General features: G+C 62.4%; 18 protein-coding genes. 5 read left to right on the forward strand and 13 right to left on the reverse strand.

Annotated features, from left to right (window positions below; genetic code table 11):
• Positions 1-12: 12 nt before the first annotated feature.
• Positions 13-600, reverse strand: a complete 588-nt coding sequence (locus H7B90_RS20670) for an NAD(P)H-dependent oxidoreductase (protein ID WP_185137789.1) — start codon at positions 598-600, stop codon at positions 13-15.
• 121 nt (positions 601-721) lie between these two features.
• Here H7B90_RS20670 and H7B90_RS20675 point away from each other — a divergent pair, with 121 nt between their 5' ends.
• On the forward strand, positions 722-1,171 hold the full coding sequence (locus tag H7B90_RS20675) for a MarR family winged helix-turn-helix transcriptional regulator (RefSeq protein ID WP_185137790.1): 450 nt from the start codon (positions 722-724) through the stop codon (positions 1,169-1,171).
• A 99-nt stretch (positions 1,172-1,270) separates the two neighbouring features.
• On the opposite strand, the gene H7B90_RS33095 is transcribed toward H7B90_RS20675, so the two are convergent.
• From H7B90_RS33095 to H7B90_RS20700, 5 genes are all read right to left on the reverse strand, one after another.
• Complete coding sequence (locus tag H7B90_RS33095; protein ID WP_246578690.1) at positions 1,271-2,143, reverse strand: HNH endonuclease; 873 nt, start codon at positions 2,141-2,143, stop codon at positions 1,271-1,273.
• Positions 2,144-2,221: 78 nt separating this feature from the next.
• The gene (locus H7B90_RS20685; protein WP_185137791.1) at positions 2,222-3,226 is read right to left on the reverse strand and encodes an NAD-dependent epimerase/dehydratase family protein; all 1,005 of its coding nucleotides are present in this window, start codon (positions 3,224-3,226) and stop codon (positions 2,222-2,224) included.
• A gap of 268 nt (positions 3,227-3,494) precedes the next feature.
• Positions 3,495-5,153, reverse strand: coding sequence for an FAD-binding dehydrogenase (locus H7B90_RS20690; protein WP_185137792.1), 1,659 nt, complete (start codon positions 5,151-5,153; stop codon positions 3,495-3,497).
• A 142-nt stretch (positions 5,154-5,295) separates the two neighbouring features.
• Positions 5,296-6,237 (reverse strand): M15 family metallopeptidase, encoded by a 942-nt coding sequence (locus H7B90_RS20695; protein WP_306421780.1) that lies wholly within the window; start codon positions 6,235-6,237, stop codon positions 5,296-5,298.
• A gap of 144 nt (positions 6,238-6,381) precedes the next feature.
• Positions 6,382-7,398, reverse strand: a complete 1,017-nt coding sequence (locus H7B90_RS20700; RefSeq protein ID WP_185137793.1) for an SDR family oxidoreductase — start codon at positions 7,396-7,398, stop codon at positions 6,382-6,384.
• A gap of 252 nt (positions 7,399-7,650) precedes the next feature.
• Here H7B90_RS20700 and H7B90_RS20705 point away from each other — a divergent pair, with 252 nt between their 5' ends.
• Together H7B90_RS20705 and H7B90_RS20710 are read left to right on the forward strand one after the other, a co-directional pair.
• A complete protein-coding gene (locus H7B90_RS20705; RefSeq protein WP_185137794.1) occupies positions 7,651-8,478 on the forward strand; it encodes an SPL family radical SAM protein in 828 nt (275 codons plus the stop codon).
• Between the two features lie 126 nt (positions 8,479-8,604).
• The gene (locus tag H7B90_RS20710; RefSeq protein WP_185137795.1) at positions 8,605-9,876 is read left to right on the forward strand and encodes a TraB/GumN family protein; all 1,272 of its coding nucleotides are present in this window, start codon (positions 8,605-8,607) and stop codon (positions 9,874-9,876) included.
• A 480-nt stretch (positions 9,877-10,356) separates the two neighbouring features.
• Here H7B90_RS20710 and H7B90_RS20715 read toward each other — a convergent pair whose 3' ends face one another.
• A complete protein-coding gene (locus H7B90_RS20715; protein ID WP_185137796.1) occupies positions 10,357-11,910 on the reverse strand; it encodes a serine hydrolase domain-containing protein in 1,554 nt (517 codons plus the stop codon).
• A 381-nt stretch (positions 11,911-12,291) separates the two neighbouring features.
• Between H7B90_RS20715 and H7B90_RS20720 the strand changes: the two genes are divergently transcribed.
• On the forward strand, positions 12,292-12,750 hold the full coding sequence (locus H7B90_RS20720; RefSeq protein ID WP_185137797.1) for a RidA family protein: 459 nt from the start codon (positions 12,292-12,294) through the stop codon (positions 12,748-12,750).
• A gap of 100 nt (positions 12,751-12,850) precedes the next feature.
• Here the strand turns inward: H7B90_RS20720 and H7B90_RS20725 are convergent, their stop codons facing one another.
• Positions 12,851-13,234: a winged helix-turn-helix transcriptional regulator gene (locus tag H7B90_RS20725; protein WP_185137798.1), complete on the reverse strand. Its 384-nt coding sequence runs from the start codon at positions 13,232-13,234 to the stop codon at positions 12,851-12,853.
• Positions 13,235-13,491: 257 nt separating this feature from the next.
• Here H7B90_RS20725 and H7B90_RS20730 point away from each other — a divergent pair, with 257 nt between their 5' ends.
• A complete protein-coding gene (locus tag H7B90_RS20730) occupies positions 13,492-14,031 on the forward strand; it encodes an NAD(P)H-dependent oxidoreductase (protein WP_185137799.1) in 540 nt (179 codons plus the stop codon).
• Positions 14,032-14,074: 43 nt separating this feature from the next.
• On the opposite strand, the gene H7B90_RS20735 is transcribed toward H7B90_RS20730, so the two are convergent.
• From H7B90_RS20735 to H7B90_RS20755, 5 genes are all read right to left on the reverse strand, one after another.
• Positions 14,075-14,809, reverse strand: coding sequence for a class I SAM-dependent methyltransferase (locus tag H7B90_RS20735; protein ID WP_185137800.1), 735 nt, complete (start codon positions 14,807-14,809; stop codon positions 14,075-14,077).
• Between the two features lie 21 nt (positions 14,810-14,830).
• Complete coding sequence (locus tag H7B90_RS20740) at positions 14,831-15,643, reverse strand: undecaprenyl-diphosphate phosphatase (RefSeq protein WP_185137801.1); 813 nt, start codon at positions 15,641-15,643, stop codon at positions 14,831-14,833.
• Between the two features lie 349 nt (positions 15,644-15,992).
• Positions 15,993-16,241 (reverse strand): hypothetical protein, encoded by a 249-nt coding sequence (locus tag H7B90_RS20745; RefSeq protein WP_185137802.1) that lies wholly within the window; start codon positions 16,239-16,241, stop codon positions 15,993-15,995.
• A 423-nt stretch (positions 16,242-16,664) separates the two neighbouring features.
• Complete coding sequence (cysI, locus tag H7B90_RS20750; RefSeq protein WP_185137803.1) at positions 16,665-18,386, reverse strand: assimilatory sulfite reductase (NADPH) hemoprotein subunit; 1,722 nt, start codon at positions 18,384-18,386, stop codon at positions 16,665-16,667.
• Positions 18,387-18,443: 57 nt separating this feature from the next.
• The gene (locus tag H7B90_RS20755; protein ID WP_185137804.1) at positions 18,444-20,282 is read right to left on the reverse strand and encodes an assimilatory sulfite reductase (NADPH) flavoprotein subunit; all 1,839 of its coding nucleotides are present in this window, start codon (positions 20,280-20,282) and stop codon (positions 18,444-18,446) included.
• Between the last annotated feature and the right edge of the window lie 72 nt (positions 20,283-20,354).

Consider the following 20,354-nt stretch of genomic DNA (forward strand, 5'->3'; position numbering starts at 1 on the left):
GGCGGGCGGGCTTTAAGCGCCCGCCTTCTTGAAGTACCGGTAAATTTTCTCCAGCTTCGCCGCGTGCCTCCCCTTCGGGCTCTCCATGTTCCCGAACTCGAAGAACTTCACCTTCTTGATGCCCACGTAACGGAAGAGGGCCCTTCTCATGAGCGTCTTGTGCGCGTTGTTCAGCCAGAACAGCGGATAGAGCGGCGGCCCCTTCATCGTCGAGACGCATACGACCGACTTCCCCTTGAGCAAGCCTTCCGGAAGCAGCTTCCCGCTGTCCCGGTAGGCGAAGTTCGCCGCGAACATCCGGTCGATGTATCCGAGCAGCATCGCGGGCGGCCGTCCCCACCAGATCGGGTAGATCAGCACGATCCGGTCGGCCCGCAGGAGCTGGTTCCGGTACTTCTCGAGGGCCGGATCCTTGTGCATATCTCTCCGGCGCTTGTTCTCGTTGAAGACCAGCACCGGATCGAAGCCCTCTTCGTACAGGTCGAGCACCTGCACCTCCGAGATTCGCGGGTTCTCGCCGCTTCCCTTCAGCACTTGCTGAAGGAGAGCGTAGCTCAGGCTCTGATGGTTCGGGTGCGTGTAGATGACCAGCGTTTTCATGAAGTCCACCTCGTTAATTATCATTTGATAAGCAAATCCTACCACCTCCTTCATTTAGTTGTCAAATGATAATTGTATTTCGATAACCAATTTGGTATCGTGGCAGAAAAGAGGTGATTCCGTGGACCAGTCGGAACTGTTCCGGAAGTTCGTCGACTTCACGGCGGCCGTCCATCAGGTCAAGCACAAGCTCACGCGCGACATCAAGCTCGATTCCGTAACTCCCGTGCAATACGGCATTCTCGAATACGTCGCGGTCAGCCAGCCCGTCACCCTGAGCGACATCAGCGACTGCCAGCAGCTGTCCATGCCGAACGCGAGCCGCGAATTGAAGAAGCTCTCCGAGCTGGGGCTGTGCGAGAAGTTCGCCGCGGCGGACGACCGGAGGAAGCAGTACGTTCGGCTCTCCGCCAAGGGACAAGCGATGATGGACGAGGCCTTCGGGCGCGTCGAGGTCCGCTTCAAGGAGCGGATCCGGGGCGCGTCGGACGAGGAGCTGGAGGAGATCGGCCGGGCGCTCGAGCTGCTACGGTCCAAGGTGTTCGATCCCGGGCGGCGGCCGGACGGGTGAAGCGGCGGGCGATCGGGGGATGAGGGGCGCATGACTCCTGGAACGAAGACAAGCTCTCCGGATCGGACCGGAGAGCTTGTCTTGCGCGTCGCGCGCGATTTATTCCAGCGAGCCCATGAATTCGTCGAGGTCGCGGGCCGCCTTCGATTGGTTGCATTCGTTGCACGCGCAGACGCAGTTGACCGGGGTCGTGTGGCCGCCCTTCGCGCGCGGCAGCAGATGGTCGATCGTGTCGCCGTATTGCCCGCAGAAATGGCACGTGTAGTTGTCCCGCGTCAGGATGAGACGGCGGAACTCCTTGTTGCTGTAGATCCGGCGGATCGTATGCCGGTTGACGACGACGGCCGCGTGCTCCTTCACGAGGGTGATCGCCAGCTCCGGATCGACCTCCTGGTACCAGCGCCGGCCGTTGTCGGTCTTGCCGCGCATGCGAATGAAGCCCTGGCGCGTCGGTCTCAAGGCGGACGCGTCGCCGGGATCGGTCTTATGCGATTTGGGCTTGATCTCCGCGGGCGCCGCGGCGGCGATCTCGGCGGCGGCCGGCTTCTTGGCCTTGCCCTTGCCGCGCCTGCGGCGGCGCCGCTTCGCCGGGCGTTCCGCCGGCGGGGAAGCCTCCGCGGGCAGGGCGGCCGACGCAGGCGAGCCGGCAGCCTCCAGCATCGCCGCCGTCCGCGTCTCCGCCTCGGCTGTCGGCGTCCCCTGCGGCGGAACGCCGGCAGGCCGCGGATCGCTCTCCGTTCGCGGAGCGGCCCCCGCCTTCCGGGCGGCCGCCGTCCGGACCGCTTCCGAAGACGCGGCTTCCGCCTCGGCCAGCTTCCGCCGGCAGGCCCGGCAAGTGCCCCGGCGCCGCAGGCGCCCCGCCCTTCGGCCGCTTCTCGGGAGGAACTCCGAGAGCGGCTTGTACGTCCGGCACTGCGCGCACAGCTTGAGCGCCGCGTCCGGCTCCTGTCGATGAACATCGGTAGTCGTCATAGTAGCTTAAGTATACCATATTTGCCTCTGCGGGGATTATCGGAGAACGCGGCAAGCGCCGGGTCGGCCGCCCGCTTCTCAGCTTCCCATGCCGCTCTCGCGATACCACGCTACCGTATCCCGCAGCGTCTCTTCCAGAGGCCGATACGCCAGCCCCAGCTCCCGGACCGCCTTCGCGCCGCTCGTACGCTTCCTCTCCGTCATCACCTTCAGCTCTTCCACGGACAGAGCCGTCTCCTTGTTCCTCCAGGAAGCGATTCTCTCGCTCATCCAGGCGGAGAAGTAGACGAGGGGGAGCGGGTACTTCTTCGCGGGGCCCCAAACCCCGGACACCTTCTCCAGAATGCGGAACAGCTCCTCCAAGCTCGTATAATGGGCCGACAAAATGTAGCGCTCCCCGCCCGGCGCCCGATCGGCCGCGCGAATCATCGCGGCCGCCGCGTCGCGGGCGTCCACGACGTCGATGCCGGAAGGGAACGAGCCCGGAAGCTTCCGGCCGAGGAAGTTCAGCACCAGCTGCCCGCTCCCCGTCGGCCCCGCGTCTCCCGGGCCGAACATCCAGGCCGGGTGTACGGTGACGATCGGAACCCGATGGCTCCGCGAGAACTCCTCGATCGCCAGGTCGCCGACGGCTTTGCTCCGGCCGTACGGGTTAAGCGCTTCGTCCGGCTCCATCCGGTCGCTCTCGACGCTGACTTCCCCATCCGGCCTCTTGCGGATCGTCGCGTTCGTGCTTGTATGGACGATTTTGCCCACTCCATACTTCTCCGCCAGCTCGAACAGACGAATCGCGTTCGCGACGTTCGTCTGCTCCAGGCCGCTGCGATGGCTCCCCTGGCGGAACGACTCCCGGAAGTAGGCGGCCGTATGGAACAGCGCGTCGCAGCCGTCCATTCGGCCAGCCCACTTCCCCATATCCCCGAGATCCCCCTCGACGATCTCCACGTTGGCCAGGCCGCCCAGCATCCTCGCCGCCTTCTCGGCCGACCGCGCCAGCGCCCTCACCTGCCAGCCTTGCTCGGCCAATTGGCGAACGAGGTTGTTCCCGAGCAGTCCCGTCCCTCCCGTGACAAAAGCGCGCATCCTCTTCATCCTCTCTCAATTATTTATTAGTCAATAAATAATGGGGCAAAAAAAAGAAGGCCGGGAGAAGCATGCGTTAATCGCCTTCCATCCCGCCCTGCGCCCGCGAGCCTTTCCTTGTCCGTCCTCATTCTTCCATCGAGTTCGAGGCGCGATCGCATTCAATTTTATTTATTGATAAATAAATCATATCCGAACGGAGGACTCCCGTCAAGAAGTCCCCTCCAAGCTCTCCCGCCATGCTCTCTCGCCTGCGCCCCGTCAGGCCTCACCTCAGATGATCGACGATCGCGCGCCCGGCCGTCCTCCCCGTGAACAGACAGCCTCCCAGGAAGGTGCCTTCCAAGGCGCGGTAGCCGTGCATGCCGCCGCCCCCGAACCCGGACGCTTCGCCGGCCGCATAGAGGCCGGGGATCGCGCTGCCTGCGGAATCGAGCACCCGCCCGGACAGATCGGTCTGCAAGCCGCCGAGCGTCTTGCGGCTGACGACTCGCAGTCGGACGGCGATCAGCGGGCCGTTCTTCGGATCGAGCAGGCGGTGCGGCCTGGCGACCCGAATCCAGCGGTCCCCCCGGTAACGGCGAGCCCCGCGGATCGCCGCGATCTGAAGGTCCTTCGCGAACGCGTTGTCGATCTCCCGGTCCCGCGCGAGCAGCTGGCGTTCGATCTCCGCGAGGCTCAGCAGGTTCGCTCCGGCCCGCTCGTTCATCCCGGCGACGAGCTCGGCCAGGCTTCCGGCGACGACGAAGTCCTCTCCCTTCTCCATGAACGCCCGCACCGGAGGGGCAGCTCCGGGCAGCGCCCGGCCGAGCACCTGCCGGACGCTCTTCCCGGTCAGGTCCGGGTTCTGCTCCGAGCCCGAGAGCGCGAATTCGCGCTCGATGATCTTCTGCGTCAGAATAAACCACGAATAGTCGAAGCCCGTTCTCCGGAGGGCCTCCAGCGTGCCCAGCGTATCGAAGCCGGGGAAGTTCGGAGCGGGGAGGCGGCGACCCCGCGCGTCCAGCCAGACCGAGGACGGGCCGGGAAGGATGCGAATCCCGTGGCGGGGCCAGACCGGGTCCCAGTTGCGGATGCCTTCCGTGTAGTGCCACATGCGGTCCCGATTCACGAGGCGTCCGCCCGCTTCCTCCGCGACGCCCAGCATGCGGCCGTCCACGTGCGCCGGCACGCCGGAGAGCATCTCGGCGGGAGGGTCGCCCAGCCGCTCCCTCGGCCAATTCGCCCGAATGAGATCGTGGTTGGCGCCGATTCCCCCGCTCGCGACCAGCACGGCCCGCGCCCGGTACTCGAACGAGCCGGCCGCATCCGCCGAGCTTGCCTCCCCGCGCGCCGCCGCGCTCGGGACGAGGATGGAACCGCTTGCGCCGACGACCGCTCCTTGCTCCCGGATGAGGCGCTCGACGCGGTGGCGCGGCCGGTAGTCGATCCGTCCGTTCCGCCGATGCTCCATGATCCGCTTCTCGAAGGGAGCGACGATCGCCGGCCCCGTCCCCCATACGATGTGGAACCGGGGAACGGAATTGCCGTGACCGTCCGCCAGATAGCCTCCCCGCTCCGCCCATCCGACGACGGGGAAGAAGCGGATTCCCATTCCGCGGAGCCAAGCCCGCTTCTCCCCGGCCGCCCAATCGACGTAGGCTTCCGCCCACTTCCGTCCCCAGTAATCCTCGTCCTCGTCCCGATCGAAGCCGGCGGAGCCGAACCAATCCTGCAGGGCCAGCTCCCGGGAATCGCGAATGCCCATCCGCCGCTGCTCGGGCGAATCGACCAGGTACAGCCCGCCGAACGACCACCATGCCTGGCCCCCGAACGACGCCTCCGGCTCCTGGTCGAGCAGCAGCGTCTTCCTCCCGCCGTCCGCGATCTCCGCGGCCGCCGCCAGTCCCGCGAGCCCCGCGCCGATCACGATGGCATCGTACTCCATGGCCCGACCCTCCGCTTCCTCTTCGTCTATGCAGCAAAAGGCAAGGGACTCGCTTCCCTTGCCTAGGCTCTCAGCGTAAAAATACGATATCGTTCCGCGCCTGTCAATCCCTGGACGAGGTGCCGGTCTTCTCGCTAGCCTTCTATTCGACGACGGCGGTGACGATCGCCCCGCCGATATTGTCGCCGGATATCTCGTACTCGCCGCTCTCCGGCACGGGGACGGTCGTCTTCCCCTCCACGGGATAGTACGAGATCCGATACTGCACGCCGTTCACCTTAGCGGAGAAGACCTTCTTCTCCTTCAGGAACTCGAGGTACTCCTCGAGGGCCAAATTCCTCTTTTTCATAATCGCGCTATGGGGGAGCCCGACGTAACGGAAGTGCCACGGCTCGAACTTGATGCCCGTAATCTCCGTCTTGTCCTTCGGATAACGAAGGATGAACCCGTACTTCCAAGCGTTGTCGCTCAGCCACTTGCCTTCGGGCGCCCGGCTCATCTCCGATTCGGTCGATCCGATATCGAGGGACAGGCCCAGATTGTGCTCGCTGTGCCCGGCCGGCATGGCCGAATCCGCCCCCATCTCGCGGAACAGCTCCTCCTGCTCGTCCTCGGTCCGATAGCCGCTGCTGATGAGGAAGTGGCTCACCCCGTCCCGCTTCGCGGCCGCCGTCATCGCCAGGAACTTCTCCGCGATCGAGCGCGACAGCCGGATCGAGCCGTCCAGCAGCCCGTAGCCCCGCACGAGCTCCTTGTTCCCGTACAGCTTCACCACGTCGGTCACCACGGCCTCCGGACGCACGGGATGGTCCTGGTCGACCAGAATGAGCGAGCCCCGGTAGACCTGGTCCTCCGCGATCTCGATCGTCGGAGTCGTCTCCTCCGGAACGGCCGGCTCCGCCTCCGGTACCGTCTCCTTCGGCCGCGTCCTCCCATTCTCCGCCTTAGCCGCCCCGGTCTCCCGGGGAATCTCGATTCCCGGCGCCGGAACCGGATTCGCCTCCGCCGCTTGCGGCAGCTGCCGGACGAGCGCGTAGCCTCCGATCAGAGCCGCGATCGCCAGCCCGATGGCCCGCTTCTTCACTGTCGTTCTCCCCTCTCGATAACTCAATACTATAAGATTAGGGAGAACAGTTTAATAATTTCCCGGCAAACTCTTTAAACTTTCCTTAAAAATGTCTGGCAGCCTCCAACAAAAGACGCCCTCGCGGGCGCCCTTCGCGTTCTTCTATTCCCGTACCGCCGACAGCGCGGCATCCAGTGCCCCGATCACCCTGTCGCACCAGAGGTCGAACTCCGGGTCCTCGACCTGATGCTCCGGATGGTCCAGTATATAACGCACCGTCTGCCTGATCCCCTGGTCGAGCCGGGTCGTCGCCACGAAGTCCGGAACGAGGCGCTTCAGCTTCGAGTTGTCGAAGACGACGGAATTGGCTTTGTCCCCGAGCAGGCCGCCCCGGTAATCGACTTGGCCGCACGCCGCGAGGAACTCCGAGGACACGTGCACGGCCCGCAGCTTGACGCCCAGGGCATCGGCGATCGCTTCGTAGATCTGGTTCCACGTCACCGTCTCGTCCGAGGTGATGTGCACCGACTCGCCGATCGCGTGCAGGTTGCCCATCAGCCCGATGAAGCCCTTGGCGAAGTCGCTGTTATGCGTCATCGTCCATAAGGAAGTGCCGTCGCCGTGGATGATAACCGGCTTGTTCTGCAGCATCCGCTTCGCCACCTGCCAGGTTCCCTTCTTGCCGTGCACGCCGAGCGGGATCGAGCGTTCGTCGTAGGTGTGGCTCGGCCGGACGATCGTGATCGGGAAGCCGTTGTCGCGGTACTGCTTGATCAGATATTCCTCGCAGGCGATCTTGTTGCGGGAATACTCCCAGTACGGATTGGATAGAGGAGTGCCTTCGGTGATCCGGTAATCGGACAGAGGCGTCTGGTAGGCGGAAGCGGAGCTGATGAAAATGAATTGCTTCGTCTTCCCGTTGAACAGACGGTAATCCCTCTCGAGCTGCGACGGGACGAACGCGATGAAGTCGGCCACGACATCGAACTCCAAGTCCCGGATCAGCTCGGCGACCTTCGCCTCGTCGTTGATATCCGCCTGAAGAATTCGGGCTCCTTCCGGCAAGGCCCCGTTGCGGTTGCCCCGGTTCAGCAGATACAATTCGCAGCCTTCAGCCAGCAGCCGCTTCGTAATGGCCGTGCTGATCGTCCCCGTTCCTCCGATAAAAAGCGCTTTCATAACTCCACCTCCGCATGTTGGTCCAAACGAGTATCATCGCTTGCCACCCCTAAGATAACACGCGTTCATAACGATTACAAACCCCTTCCCGGGCATGGCCCGGGAAGTTGAACTTTGAGCGCCGGCGACCGGAAGCGTCGGGCGCGGCCTTCGCGATCTTGCCGTTCTACTCCCGGCGGGGCGCGATCGCGTGCAATTTCGGACCCGGAAGGTATACTGAAGGAATGAGGCTTGGCCAAGGAGGAACGTACGATGGGCACGGACCGAATCGAATACCGGCATACGGCGCCGAAGTCGCTTCTGAACAGGGGCACCGGCTTCCTCTCCGGATACAGCCACTCGCTGAACCCTTACGCGGGCTGCGCGTTCGGATGCTCCTACTGCTACGTGAGACGGATGCCGGTCGCCGCGTTCCGCGGCGCGGAATGGGGAGCCTGGGTCGACGTCAAGCGGGAAGCGGCGGCTCTCCTTCGCAAGGAGCTTCGGCGGGAGAAGGCGAAGGGGCCGGTCACCCTCTTTATGTCTTCGAGCACGGATCCTTATCAGCCGATCGAATACAAAGAGGAGATTACGCGCTCGCTGCTCGAAGTCATGGCGGAGGACCCGCCGGACTTCCTGTTCGTGCAGACGAGAAGCCCGCTCGTCAGGCGAGACGCCGATCTCTTCGCCCGGCTCGGACGGAAGGTCCGGGTCAGCGTCACGGTGGAGACGGACCTGGAGGATATCCGGAAGCGGTTCTCGCCGGCCGCCCCTCCCATTCCCGCCCGCCTGAAGGCTCTGAAGGAATTGTCCGCCGCCGGCATTCCCGTTCAGGCGACGATCGCGCCTATCCTGCCGAGCAGCGAGCGATTCCCCGAGCTTCTGAAGCCGGTCGCGAATCGGGTATGCATCGACGACTACTTCATGGGGGACGGCAGCGGAGGCCGCCGGACGCGCAGCTTGGGCATCGAAGCGATCTATCGGGAGCTCGGTCTGGAACAATGGTACGGCCCTGACGCTTACCGGATCGTCTACGAGAGAATGAGGCGGGTCTATTCGGAAGAGCAGCTCTTCGTCAGCCGCGATGGCTTCGAACCCTAAGAGGGGCTAGTTAAAAGATGGATAAAAGCTGCAACTTCTCCTATTCGTTCGCGTAGAAATCAGAGACTTCCAAGTCGTGAATATCTTAGCTCTATCTATTCTACCGAACAAGGAGTGCACGCCCGAATGAAGCTCAAGAAGATCAGCGCCTTCCTGCTCTCCCTCGCGGTCATGCTGTCCGCGTTCTCGGCCGCCTCCGCCGCCGAGAAGAAGCCGATGACCGTTCTGGTGAACGGAACCGCGGTTCCGACCGGCGACTGGCAGCCCGTCGTCGAGAAGGGGACGACCTTCGTTCCCATGCGCCCGCTGTTCAGCCAGCTGGGAATCCAGCTGGATTGGAACGGCCGGACGCAGACCGTCACGGGCACCAAGGATAACCTCACGTTCACGATCCAGATCGGAAGCCCGAACGCCACGGTGAACGGCCAGCCGAAGACGCTCGCCGCGGCGCCGCGGGCGATCCGCGATTCCGCTTACGTGCCGCTTCGCTTCATCGGCGAAGCGGCCGGCTACAAGGTCGGCTGGAATTCGGCCGCGAGCACGATCACGCTGGACTCCGCCGAAGCCCAATCGGCCGGCAGCACTGGATTCCTGTGGAAGACGGAGAAGAACGGCAACACCGTCTACCTGCTCGGCTCCATCCACGTCGCCAACGAGGCCATGTACCCGCTCCGTCCGGAGATCGAAGCCGCCTTCAAGGCGTCCGATTACCTGGGCGTCGAAGTGGACATGTCCAAGCTCGACCAGGCGGCGATGCAGAAGCTCGTGCAGAGCACCGGCGTCTATTCGGACGGCACGACGCTGAAGGATCACGTCTCGGCGGACACCTACGGGAAGGTCGTCGCCATCCTGAAGGGACGCGGGCTGCCGGAGAATTCGTTCGACACGTTCAAGCCTTGGGTCGTCGCGCAGACGATTCCTTCGCTGCAGATGCTCGAAGCCGGCTATCAGTCCGACCTCGGAATCGATATGTACTTCATGCAGAACGCCGCCAAGCAGAACAAGCCGATCGTCCAGCTGGAGACGGCCGAAGAGCAGCTCGGCATGTTCGACGGCTTCTCGGCCGGACTTCAAGAGGAGATCCTTCTCGAAGCCATCAACGCTTACAACAACCCGAGCCAAAGCGCCGGAACGGCCATCGACGAGATGTCCAAGATGTGGGTCGAAGGGGACGAGGAAGCGCTGGTCGGCCTGACGAAGGCGACCGCCGCGAAGCCGGAGTACTACAAGGCGCTCGTCGCCGACCGCAACGCCGGCATGCTGGAGAAGATCGAAGGCTATCTGAACGGCGAAGAGAAGAAGAGCTACTTCATCGTCGTCGGCGCGCTCCACATGCTGGGCGACGACGGTCTCGTGACGAAGCTGAGAAGCGACGGCTTCGCGGTGGAGAAGCTGTAACGACAAGTCTGTGGGATAGAGGAACGGGCCGCCCGCGGGGCGGCCTTTTTTTTGTGCGGACGACCCTTGCACTAGCGGAACTTGTCCTATTCGATTTGGATTCGGACCCGTCTGTCTCGAGAAGGCGCTTGGCTTGAATGCGTACGGAAAAACATACAGTTCCCTCTCGAAATGGCGCCTTACTTGAAGAGTGTATGAATATTCATACAAACTCCTCCTCGATAAGACACCTTCCTCGAAGGGTGTACGAAAATTCATACAAATTCTTCTTCAATTAGGCACTTTGCTTGAAGAGTGTATGAAAATTCATACAAATTCCTCCCCGATAAGGCACCTTGCTCGAAGGGTGTATGAAAAATCGTACAAAAGCTCACCATTCGAAAAATCGCCGCCTGCTTGACGGAACCGCGCGAGGTTCCGCCCTCTATCGCGAACTGGCCTCCCCGCCATAGCTCGCGGTTCTTCCGCATCGCCCGATTCTTACGACCTCCTCGCGCCGGGACGGCCGACCGGGCCTCCGCCCGGACCGAGGGTCGCGCGATCGGCCATCGGAACGAGGCGCGGCCGGCGGCCCGCCCGTGCCAGGACGGCCAGCCGGGCCGCCCCGAGCGCCAGCGCCGCGATCGGCGCCAGGAACAAGGCATGGCCGTATCCCGGAAGGAACAGCCGGACGACCGGCCAAGGAACGAGCAGCCGGGGCACGAGCGCCAGCACGGCTCCCGGAATGAGAAGATAGAACGCGACGATGAACAGGATTCGCGCAACGCGTCGCACCGGCCCGCCCGCGGCCTTCGGATCGCGGCGGAACAGGCGGAAGACGGACCATACGCCCGCCGCAGCGACGATTAGCAGAATCGCGTTCAGGATCGCGAAGATTCTCGTGTAATCGGACGGGACCGGAACGGGCGGACGATCGTGAACGAGGCTGCGAATTCCCGTCAGAATCGCGTCGTAGGAATCGATATGGAAGAAATCCATGGCATTGATCAGAAGAACGATTCCGTATTCGCCGTCTATCATCATTTTCGAATAGGTATTCTCGGTGGACCCGTCGTGAGAGACGACGCCCCCGCCCGTCGTCCACCCCATCGCGTAATGCATGCCGTCCCACATGTAAGCGGCCGGAGCGTGCATCCGGTTGACGCCGGCTTCGGAGAGCACCTCCCGATCCTTGTATCGTCCTCCGTTCATCTGCGCGATCAGGTAGTTCGACATGTCCGCCGCGCTGGACACGAGGTACCCGGACGGTGTCGTGCCCGGGTGATGGGCTTGCTTGGTCGGAACCATGAAGCCGAGCACGGGCTGGTATCCGGTCGCGACCTCGCCGGCCGGCGCCTCCTCGGCGGAAGGATAGCTGCTCGTCATGCCCAGCGGCGCGAAAATGCTCTCCTTCACGTATTGGCCGAAGGGCATGCCGGATACGGCTTCGACGATGCCTCCCAGAATATCGTAGTTCAGATTCGAATACTGATAGGCGGAGCCGACCGGGCTTGCCAGCGAAGTGTTCCGAAGGCTCTTCAGATGCTCTTCCAAGGGCTTGCCCCCGCGGGTCAGGGAGACTTGCCCGGAATGGGTGGACAAGCCGCTCGTCTGGAACAACAGGTGCTTGACGAGGATGCGCTTGGAAGCCTCTTCGTCGGCCAGCCGGAACCAGGTCAGATAGCGCTGGACCGGAGCCTCGAGATCGACCTTCCCCGCCTCGACGAGCTGCATGACCGCCAGCGCCGTGATAGACTTGCTGGTTGAGCCGAGCACGAACGGAGTCTGCGGCGTCACCGGCTGCCGGTCCGGACCGGAGATGCCGTAGCCCTTCGTATAGAGAATGCGGTCGCCCTTGACGATCCCGATCGCCGCGCCCGGAAGACGCAGCTTTTCGACCGATTCGTTCATGAATTCGTCCACTTTGTCGTACAAAGTTTTATTCGCTTCCGGCTCGGCCGCGGCCGGCGAAGGGAGCCCTCCGGCCAGCGTCGTCAGCGCCGCGATCGCGAGGATGCCGCGGGCAAGCATCGATCTTAGCTTGAAATTTCTCATCATCCTGTCTCCTTGCGAAGGGCAAAATGGAGAGCGCCCCCTCTTCTATGCCGTAAGTATAAGCGATCTCCGCCCGGTCTCTAAGCGATTTACCTTACAGCAGACTTACAGTTTTGTAAGAGAAGTCCTCGAAGTTCGCGATTGCTAGTTGGTCTAACTGCAGGGAAACTTCTAACAAAACCTTACTCGACAAGGGGTCATTCCGGATGAAGGCAGCATTCCGTTCCGGCAGCCACAAATGAAAGCGCATTCAAACAAGAATATGCTTCGGTAGCGCGCTTCGACAGCACGCTTCAAAAATAGGGTTCTTAAATTAGCCTTGAATTACTGTCCAGTCCATTATATTCTATTGCCAATTCCATACAGGGACGGTGTTCGCTTATGGCATCTATCGAGGACAAGCTCCGAAGCGCCGGAATCGTTCTGCCGGAGGGCAGCTCGCCGGCGGCCAACTATACGAATTGCGTCTTGGTTAACGGATTGCTGTTCGTCTCCGGCAAGGGACCATCGGGCAACCCCCGCGGCAAGCTCGGGGCCGACTATTCCACGGAGGAAGGCTACGGGTTCGCCCGATCGGCCGGGATCGAAGTGCTGGCCGCCGTCCGGGAAGCGGTCGGCAGCCTGGATGCCGTGAAGCGAGTCGTGAAGGCGCAGGGCTTCGTGAACGCGACTCCCGACTTCGCCGAGCACCACAAGGTGCTGAACGGCTTCTCCGATCTGATGACGGAGATATTCGACGAACGCGGGAAGCACGCCCGGTCCGTGTTCGGGGCCAACTCCTTGCGAGATCAGTTGCCCGTTATCGTGGACAGCATCTTCGAGGTCCGAGCCGGCTCCTGACGGACGGCCCGGCCTCTCCCCGGTATCGACCGGCTCAACGCATCGTCGGGCTTATGCATGTCGGCTTAATGGTGTCATCCGGTTTATGGCGTCGTTCCACTCAAGGCATCGTCCGGCCCAAGTCCTCGGCGCCGTCGCCCTCTCCGCCGCTTCGCTTGAACTCGATATGCATGTATCCCCACCCGCACATGTCGTTCAGCACCGTCCCCAGCGTCCGTCCGTGGTCGGACAGCTCGTACTCGACCTTGGGCGGGATCTCGGGGAATTCCCGGCGCACGATCAGGCCGTCCTTCTCCAGCTCGCGAAGCTGATGGGCGAGCATTCCTTGCGTGATGCCCGGAAGCAGCCTTCTCAGCTCCCCGAACCGCTTCGTTCCTTCATGAATCAGAATGAACAGAATCAGGGGCTTCCACTTGCCCCCGATCGCTTGAAGAGTCGCCAGGATGCCTTCCGTGCGTTTCGGATCGCGCGTTTCTTCCCTCATTTTCTCCTCTTCCCTTCGTTCCGGTTTATCCCTCTTGGCGGAATCCTCTTGTAGGTTACTTTAACAGAGTACGCAGCGATTAAACAGTACGACGGCAATGCGTACCTAGTACGTTTTACCGTACTATGCGCGGGCCTTAAAGGTACCGGCGACCGTACCAAGTACGTATAAACTGCGTACTTTGCAACCGCTTCGCTGTCCGCAATAATGGGGGTGTACATCGCGATGTAACACCCGAATCGAAAGGAACCCCCGTTATGAAAATCATGCTGATCGCCGCGCATCCCCAACTCGATCGGTCCCGCGCCAATCAAGCCTTGCTCGGCGAGCTCAAGGAAGACGCCGACATCTTCATTCGAGACCTGTACCGCGAATATCCCGATTGGAACATCGATGTGGAGAAGGAACACCGCTTGCTGCTGGAGTACGACCGGATCGTATTGCAGTTCCCCTTCTATTGGTACAGCTGCCCCCCGCTTCTGAAGAAGTGGTTCGACGACGTCCTGACGTTCGGCTGGGCGTTCGGCCCCGGAGGCGACCGTTTGTTAGGCAAGGAGTTCCTCGTCGGCACGACGGCGGGAGGACCCGATCGCTCTTATCGCGCGGGAGGCGACAACCGGTTTACGGTCGATGAGCTGCTGCGGCCGATCGAGCGGACACTTACCAAGTGCAACGGAACCTACCTTCCCGCCTTCGTCGTTTACGACGCCAATCAAAGCGCGGGCGCGGAGCTCGCCCGCGAGGCTCGCCGGTATGCGGAGCATATCCGGACGCCGCAGTCCGCCCTCGCCCACTAAAATGCCCAAGAGGCCACCCGGCAATGGGATGGCCTCTTCGGATTCACATCTTGTCCGCCGCGATCAGAAGGAAGATCGGCCGGCGGGCTTCGTCCCGCATCTCGGGGTACTTGGCCAGCAGTTCCGGCGCGGGCCCGGGTTCCGCCACCTTGCGGATGGCGAAGCCGGCCTCGATCAACGCGTTCAAGTGGGAAGCGACGGTGCGATGATACTTGACGACGTCGTGCCCGAGGAAGCGGGCGCGCCGAGAGCCTTCGTCGAAATAATGATCGACCGGCCAGTGCAGCCGCTCTCCGTTCGGACCGTAGTGCCAGTCCTGGGCGGCGAGGGCCGTGAACACCGGATGCTCGACGGAGAGGACGAAGGAGCCCCCCGGAGCGAGGATGCGGTGCACCTTCCGGCAGACGTCCTCGAAGCTCTCGACGTAATGAAGCGCGAGCGAGCTGATCACCGCGTCGAATTCCCCTTCCGGGAAGTCGAGATCTTCGATCGCCATCCGCCGGTATTCGATCGCCGGGTCGTCGGTGCTCTCCCGGGCGCGTTCGAGCATCTTCTCCGACAGGTCGATGCCGACGACCGCCCGGGCCCGCCTCTCGCGGGCGTACCGGCAATGCCAGCCGTAGCCGCAGCCGATGTCGAGCACCTTCTTCCCGTTCAGGTCGGGAAGCATGTCCCGGAAGACGGGCCATTCGCCCGCGGCTTCCAGTCCGCCGGCCGAACGGGGCATTCGGCTGTAATTCTCGTAGAACCCGGGGTCGTCGTATTTGTTCTGCCTCATGCGAGACTCCCCCTCATCGGCTTACATCATGACCAGCAGGTAGAACAGGATCGCGATCACGAAGCGGTACAGGGCGAACCATTCCAGGCGGAGGCGCTTGATGATCTTGAGGAACGTCACGACCGCGATCATCGCGACGATGAAGGCGGTGACGAAGCCGATCAGGAACAGCACCAGATCGTCCGCCGTCAGGAACTCGCGGCTGTCCCACAGGTCGAGCGCCGTCGCGCCGAGCATGACCGGCACCGAGATCATGAAGGTGAAGTCCGCCGCTGCCTTCTGGCTCGTGCCGAGCAGCATCCCCCCGGAGATCGTCGAGCCCGACCGGGAGAAGCCCGGCCACAGCGCGAGACATTGGAACAACCCGATTCCGAACGCTTGCCCGTAGCTGATATCGTCCGTCTCTTCGGCCGTAATCCTCCGCTTGACCCGGGCGGCCACGATCATCAGCACGCCGCCGGCGACGAGCGAGATGAGGACGGGGCCGGAGCCGAACAGATCGTTCTTGATGAAGTCCTTGGCGACGAGATACACGACAAGCGCCGGGATCATGGCCAGGATCATGTGGACGGCGTTGATCTTCTTGCGGGAAGAACGGGAGGAGAAGTCGAACTTGACCAAGCCCTTCAGAATGTCCATGTAACGGCCCCAGTACAGCACGAGAACCGCCATGACCGCGCCGAGCTGGATCACGATCTTGAACGTGTCGGCCGCTTGTCCTTCGAAGCCGAGCAGGTCTCCGAACAGAATCATGTGGCCCGTGGACGATACGGGGAGGAATTCCGTCAAGCCTTCGATGGCGCCCAGAATGAGAGCGCAAATGTAATCGTACATTTTCGAACGAGTCCGCCCTTCCAAATAAACTAGAATCCCAATAGAATCCGACAAACGAGGCAGCGATAGGAGCATAGCGCCCTCTTCGATTGTAAACAGATTAGCCGGAGTTCACAAGTTTACGGAGTCCTTAGCCCGCCAGGCCTACCTCCGCGCGTCTCTATTCTATCGCCCGATTCTTTATTCCCGCTTTCCCGCTTCTTAAAAGTTTATTAATTTCCGCCAGGGGGCCTGTCCGCAGGCCAAAAAGGAGGAGAACCCTCTCCCGGCCGGGCGGGGAGAGTCCGTTCCTCTCGCGTGTCCTTGCGATGCCTGTCGAGTTCCTTCCTCGCGCCTTCCTCGTTCCTCGTTAATCGGACTCGGACGGGACGGCGCTCCCGGCGCCGACCGGGCGAACCTCGGAAGCCTCGCGCTCCTTCTCCGCGTGCAGGACGGCCAGCTTCCACCCGGCCGCCACGTTCACGACGGCCAGCGCCCCGAACAGGAAGTAATCTCCCCATGGCTCCGGAAGCAGCAGGTCGGCCAACAGCCATCCGCCGGTCACGCCAAGCCCCAGCGCGGCTCCCTTCCAGCCAGCAATCAAGCGATCGATCCTCATTCGCACAACCTCCCGTTGGTAAGCTCGAGCTCCGCGAATGCGCAGGCCAACCCGCGAAGGGCCTCGTTATCCTTCTAAAAACCAGTTTATGTCGGACGAACGGGCGAATATGCTTGCCGCAAGGAGGGTTCATAGGCGGCCCCCTCGGGCTTCCGGGACAAAATAACGCCTATACGATTCGTTCGAATCGAAAATCCGCTGTTTTTGGCGAATTAGCGTCTCCTCGGTTCGTTAGCCTCCTCCCCCGATCGAAACGGGAACCAGGCCAAAAGATAGAAGCTCAACGCGGCGCAATCACCATAGAGACAGGCGACTCTGTACCCGGATAACATACGGTGTGCGAACGGGACAGCCATCGATAAAAAAACAACCGAAAAGGCGACGGATCGCCTTCCGGTTGCTCTGGGATAGTCTTCGCGAGGATCAAGCGTGGAAGTCGAGGCCCGAATGAACGGCCTTGACGTATTCGGCGCGGATGCAGAAGTCGCCGAAATGCTCGCCTTCAAGCCGCTCCTTCGCGTAGCGGTTGAAGATCGGCCGCAGCTCCCCGAGAATCTCGGCTTCGCCGATGTTCTCGCGGTACAGCTTGTTCAGCCGGTTGCCGGAGAAGCCGCCGCCCAGGTACATGTTGTACTTGCCGGGAGCCTTCCCGATGAAGGAGAGCTCCGCCAGCGCCGGGCGGGCGCAGCCGTTCGGGCAGCCCGTCATCCGGATGACGATCTCGTCGTCGCGCAGGCCCGCTTCGTCCAGAATCAGCTCGAGCTTGTCGAGCAGCGTCGGCAAGTACCGCTCCGACTCCGCCATCGCCAGGCCGCACGTCGGAAGAGCGACGCAGGCCATGGAATTCCTCCGGAGAGCGGAATAGGCCGCCCCGTCCGTCAGCCCGTACGCTTCGATGAGCTGCTCGATCTTCTTCTTCTTCTGGCTCGAGACGTTGCCGATGATCAGGTTCTGGTTCCCCGTCAGGCGGAAGTCCCCCGTGTGAACCTTGGCGATCTCGCGCAGGCCGGTCATGAGCCGGTAGCCGTCCTCGTCCTTCACGCGGCCGTTCTGGATGAACAGCGTGAAGTGCCACTTGTTGTTGCTGCCCTTCACCCAGCCGTAACGGTCGCCGTTATGGTCGAAACGATACGGGCGCGCCTCCTGCAGCTTCCAGCCGAGCCGCTTCTCCAGCTCCTCGACGAACCACTCGATGCCGCGGTCGTCGATCGTATATTTGAACCGCGCGTGCTTGCGGACCGAACGGTCGCCGTAGTCGCGCTGGATCATGACGGTCTTCTCCGCGAGGTCGACCGCCTGCTCCGGCGTAATGAAGCCGATGACGCGCGCCAGCTGCGGGTACGTCTTCGGATCGCCGTGCGTCATCCCCATGCCGCCGCCGACGGCGACGTTGAAGCCGAGCAGCTTGCCGTTCTCGTGGATGGCGATGAAGCCGAGGTCTTGGGAAAATACGTCGACGTCGTTAGACGGCGGCACGGCGATGCCGATCTTGAACTTCCGCGGGAGATAGACGGGACCGTAGATCGGCTCCTGCTCTTCTCCGTCGCGGCTGTCGACGACCTTCTCCTCGTCCAGCCAGATCTCGTGATACGCGCGCGTGCGCGGATCGAGATGGTTGCTGATCGTCTTCGCCCACTCGTAGACTTGCTCGTGAACCTCGGATTGATACGGGTTCGGATTGCACATGACGTTGCGGTTGACGTCGCCGCAGGCGGCCAGCGTGCTGAGCAGCTCCTTGTTCACTTCCTGGATGAGGCTCTTCATGTTCCACTTGATGACCCCGTGAAGCTGGAAGGACTGCCGCGTCGTCAGGCGGATCGTTCCGTTCGCATATTTGTGCGCGATCCGGTCCATCATAAGCCATTGCTCCGGCGTGACGACGCCCCCGGCGGCGCGCACCCGCACCATGAACTGGTATGCCGGCTCGAGCTTCTGCTTGTTCCGTTCGTTGCGCAGATCGCGGTCGTCCTGCATATAGCTGCCGTGGAACTTCATGAGCCGGTTGTCGTCCTCGGAGATGGAGCCGGTAATCCGGTCCTTCATCGACTCCGTGAGCGTTCCCCGCAGATAGTCGCTTCGGCGCTTGATGTCCTCGACGTCGCTGTGAGGCGCGCTGTTCGGCGACAGTAGGTTGTTGTCTGACATTGCCTTATGCCTCCTTGCTGATCTATGGCCTGCCTCGGGTTCGCGGGTCCGCGAGTCTTAGTAGACGTCCCGTTGATATCTCTTTTGCTGCTTCAGCTCGTTCAGGTAAGCCGCCGCTTCCTCGTCGCCGAGTCCGCCTTCCTTCTTCAGGATGGCGATCAGGGCGTTATGCACGTCGTGCGCCATCTTCTTCTCGTCGCCGCAGACGTAGACGGCCGCTCCCTCTTGCAGCCACCGGTACAGCTCCTTGCTATGCTCCAGCATGCGGTGCTGCACGTACACCTTCTCGTCGGTGTCGCGCGAGAAGGCGACGTCCATGCGGGTCAGCACGCCTTCCTTCAGCCAGCGCTGCCATTCGACCTGGTAGAGGAAGTCGGTGGAGAAGTGCTGGTCGCCGTAGAAAAGCCACGTTTTGCCCGCGGCCCCGGTCTCTTCCCGCTCGCCCAGGAAGGCGCGGAACGGAGCGACGCCCGTGCCCGGCCCGATCATGATGATCGGCGTGTCCGGGTTGGCCGGAAGCTTGAAGTTCGGGTTGTCCTGCACGAACACCGGCAGCTTCTGGCCCGGCTCCAGCCGTTCGGACACATAGGTCGAGCAGACGCCGTAGCGGACGCGGCCGTGGGACTCGTAATTCACCTTGCGGATCGTCAGGTGCACTTCGTCCGGATACGCCTTCGGGCTGCTGGAGATCGAGTAGAGGCGCGGCGGAATCTTCCTCAGGATGCCCAGGAACGCCTTCGCCGGAACGCCCTTCAGGTCGTAGTCCTGCGCCAGATCGAGCAGGTCCCGCCCCTTCGCGTATTCCTTCAGCTCCGCTTCGCGTCCGGCGGCGAGCAGATCCTGGAGCCCGCTGTGCGGAGCGAGCGCCGCCGCTTGCTCGATGAGCGGCTTCGTCAGCACGGTGATCTCGTAATGCTTGGTCAGCGCTTCCTTCAGAGGACGCTCTTCCGAGCTCTTCGGAAGCGGAACGGATTCGTCCGGGTTCCATCCCATCGCGGCGATCAGCTCTTCGACGAGACGCGGATGGTTCTGCGGATAGACGCCCAGGCTGTCGCCCGGCTCGTATTGAAGGTTCGAGCCTTCCAGCGAGAGCTCGAGATGGCGGGTCTCCCGCTGGGAGCCGCGGCCGTTCAGGTTCAGGTTCTCAAGCACGTCGGCCTCGAACGGGTTCGAGCGCGAGTATTCGGAAGCGGTGCCGGCCGTCGGGGTCGCGGAAGCGCCAGGGGCCGCCGCTTGCGCTCCGGCGGCGCCGGAGGCTTGGCCCAACGCGGCGAGGACGCTGTCGATCCACTGGCCGGCGGCTTCTTCGAAGTCGACGTCGCAGTCGACGCGCGGCGCGAGGCGCTTGCCGCCCAGCTCTTCGAGGCGCTGGTCGAAGTCTTTGCCCGTTTTGCAGAAGAATTCGTAAGAGGTGTCGCCCAGCGCCAGAACGGAGAACGGCATGCCCTCCAGTTGAGGCGCTCTCTTGCTATGCAGGAACTCGTAGAAGGAGATGGCGTTGTCGGGCGGATCGCCCTCGCCTTGCGTGCTCACGACGACGAGCAGGTTGTCGACCTTCTTGAGCGTGTTCGGCTTGAAGTCGATCATCGCGGAGAGCGTCACCTGGAAGCCTTGTCCTTGGAGCTTCTCGGTCAGCTTCTTCGCGATCTTGTGGCTGTTCCCGGTCTGCGAACCGAACAGCACGGTCACTTCCTTGGAGACGGCCGGCGCGGCGGCGGCCGGAGCCGGCTGCGGCGCGCCCGGAACGATGGCCGTCCCGGCCGGAGCGCCCGCGCCCTGGAGCGCGGACAGATAGCCGCTCAGCCAGATGCGCTGCCCTTCCGTCAGAGTGGGCAGCAGGCGGTTAAGCAGATCCACCTGCTCTTGCTGGAACGGACTGTTTGTTACTTGAAGCATGAACCCCACACACCTCGCTCGCATGTCATCGGTGATTTCCCGATCATTCTGATATCCTTTTCAGGCATTGTA

It is taken from the genome of Cohnella xylanilytica (genome assembly GCF_014212175.1).
Classification (GTDB): domain Bacteria; phylum Bacillota; class Bacilli; order Paenibacillales; family Paenibacillaceae; genus Cohnella; species Cohnella xylanilytica.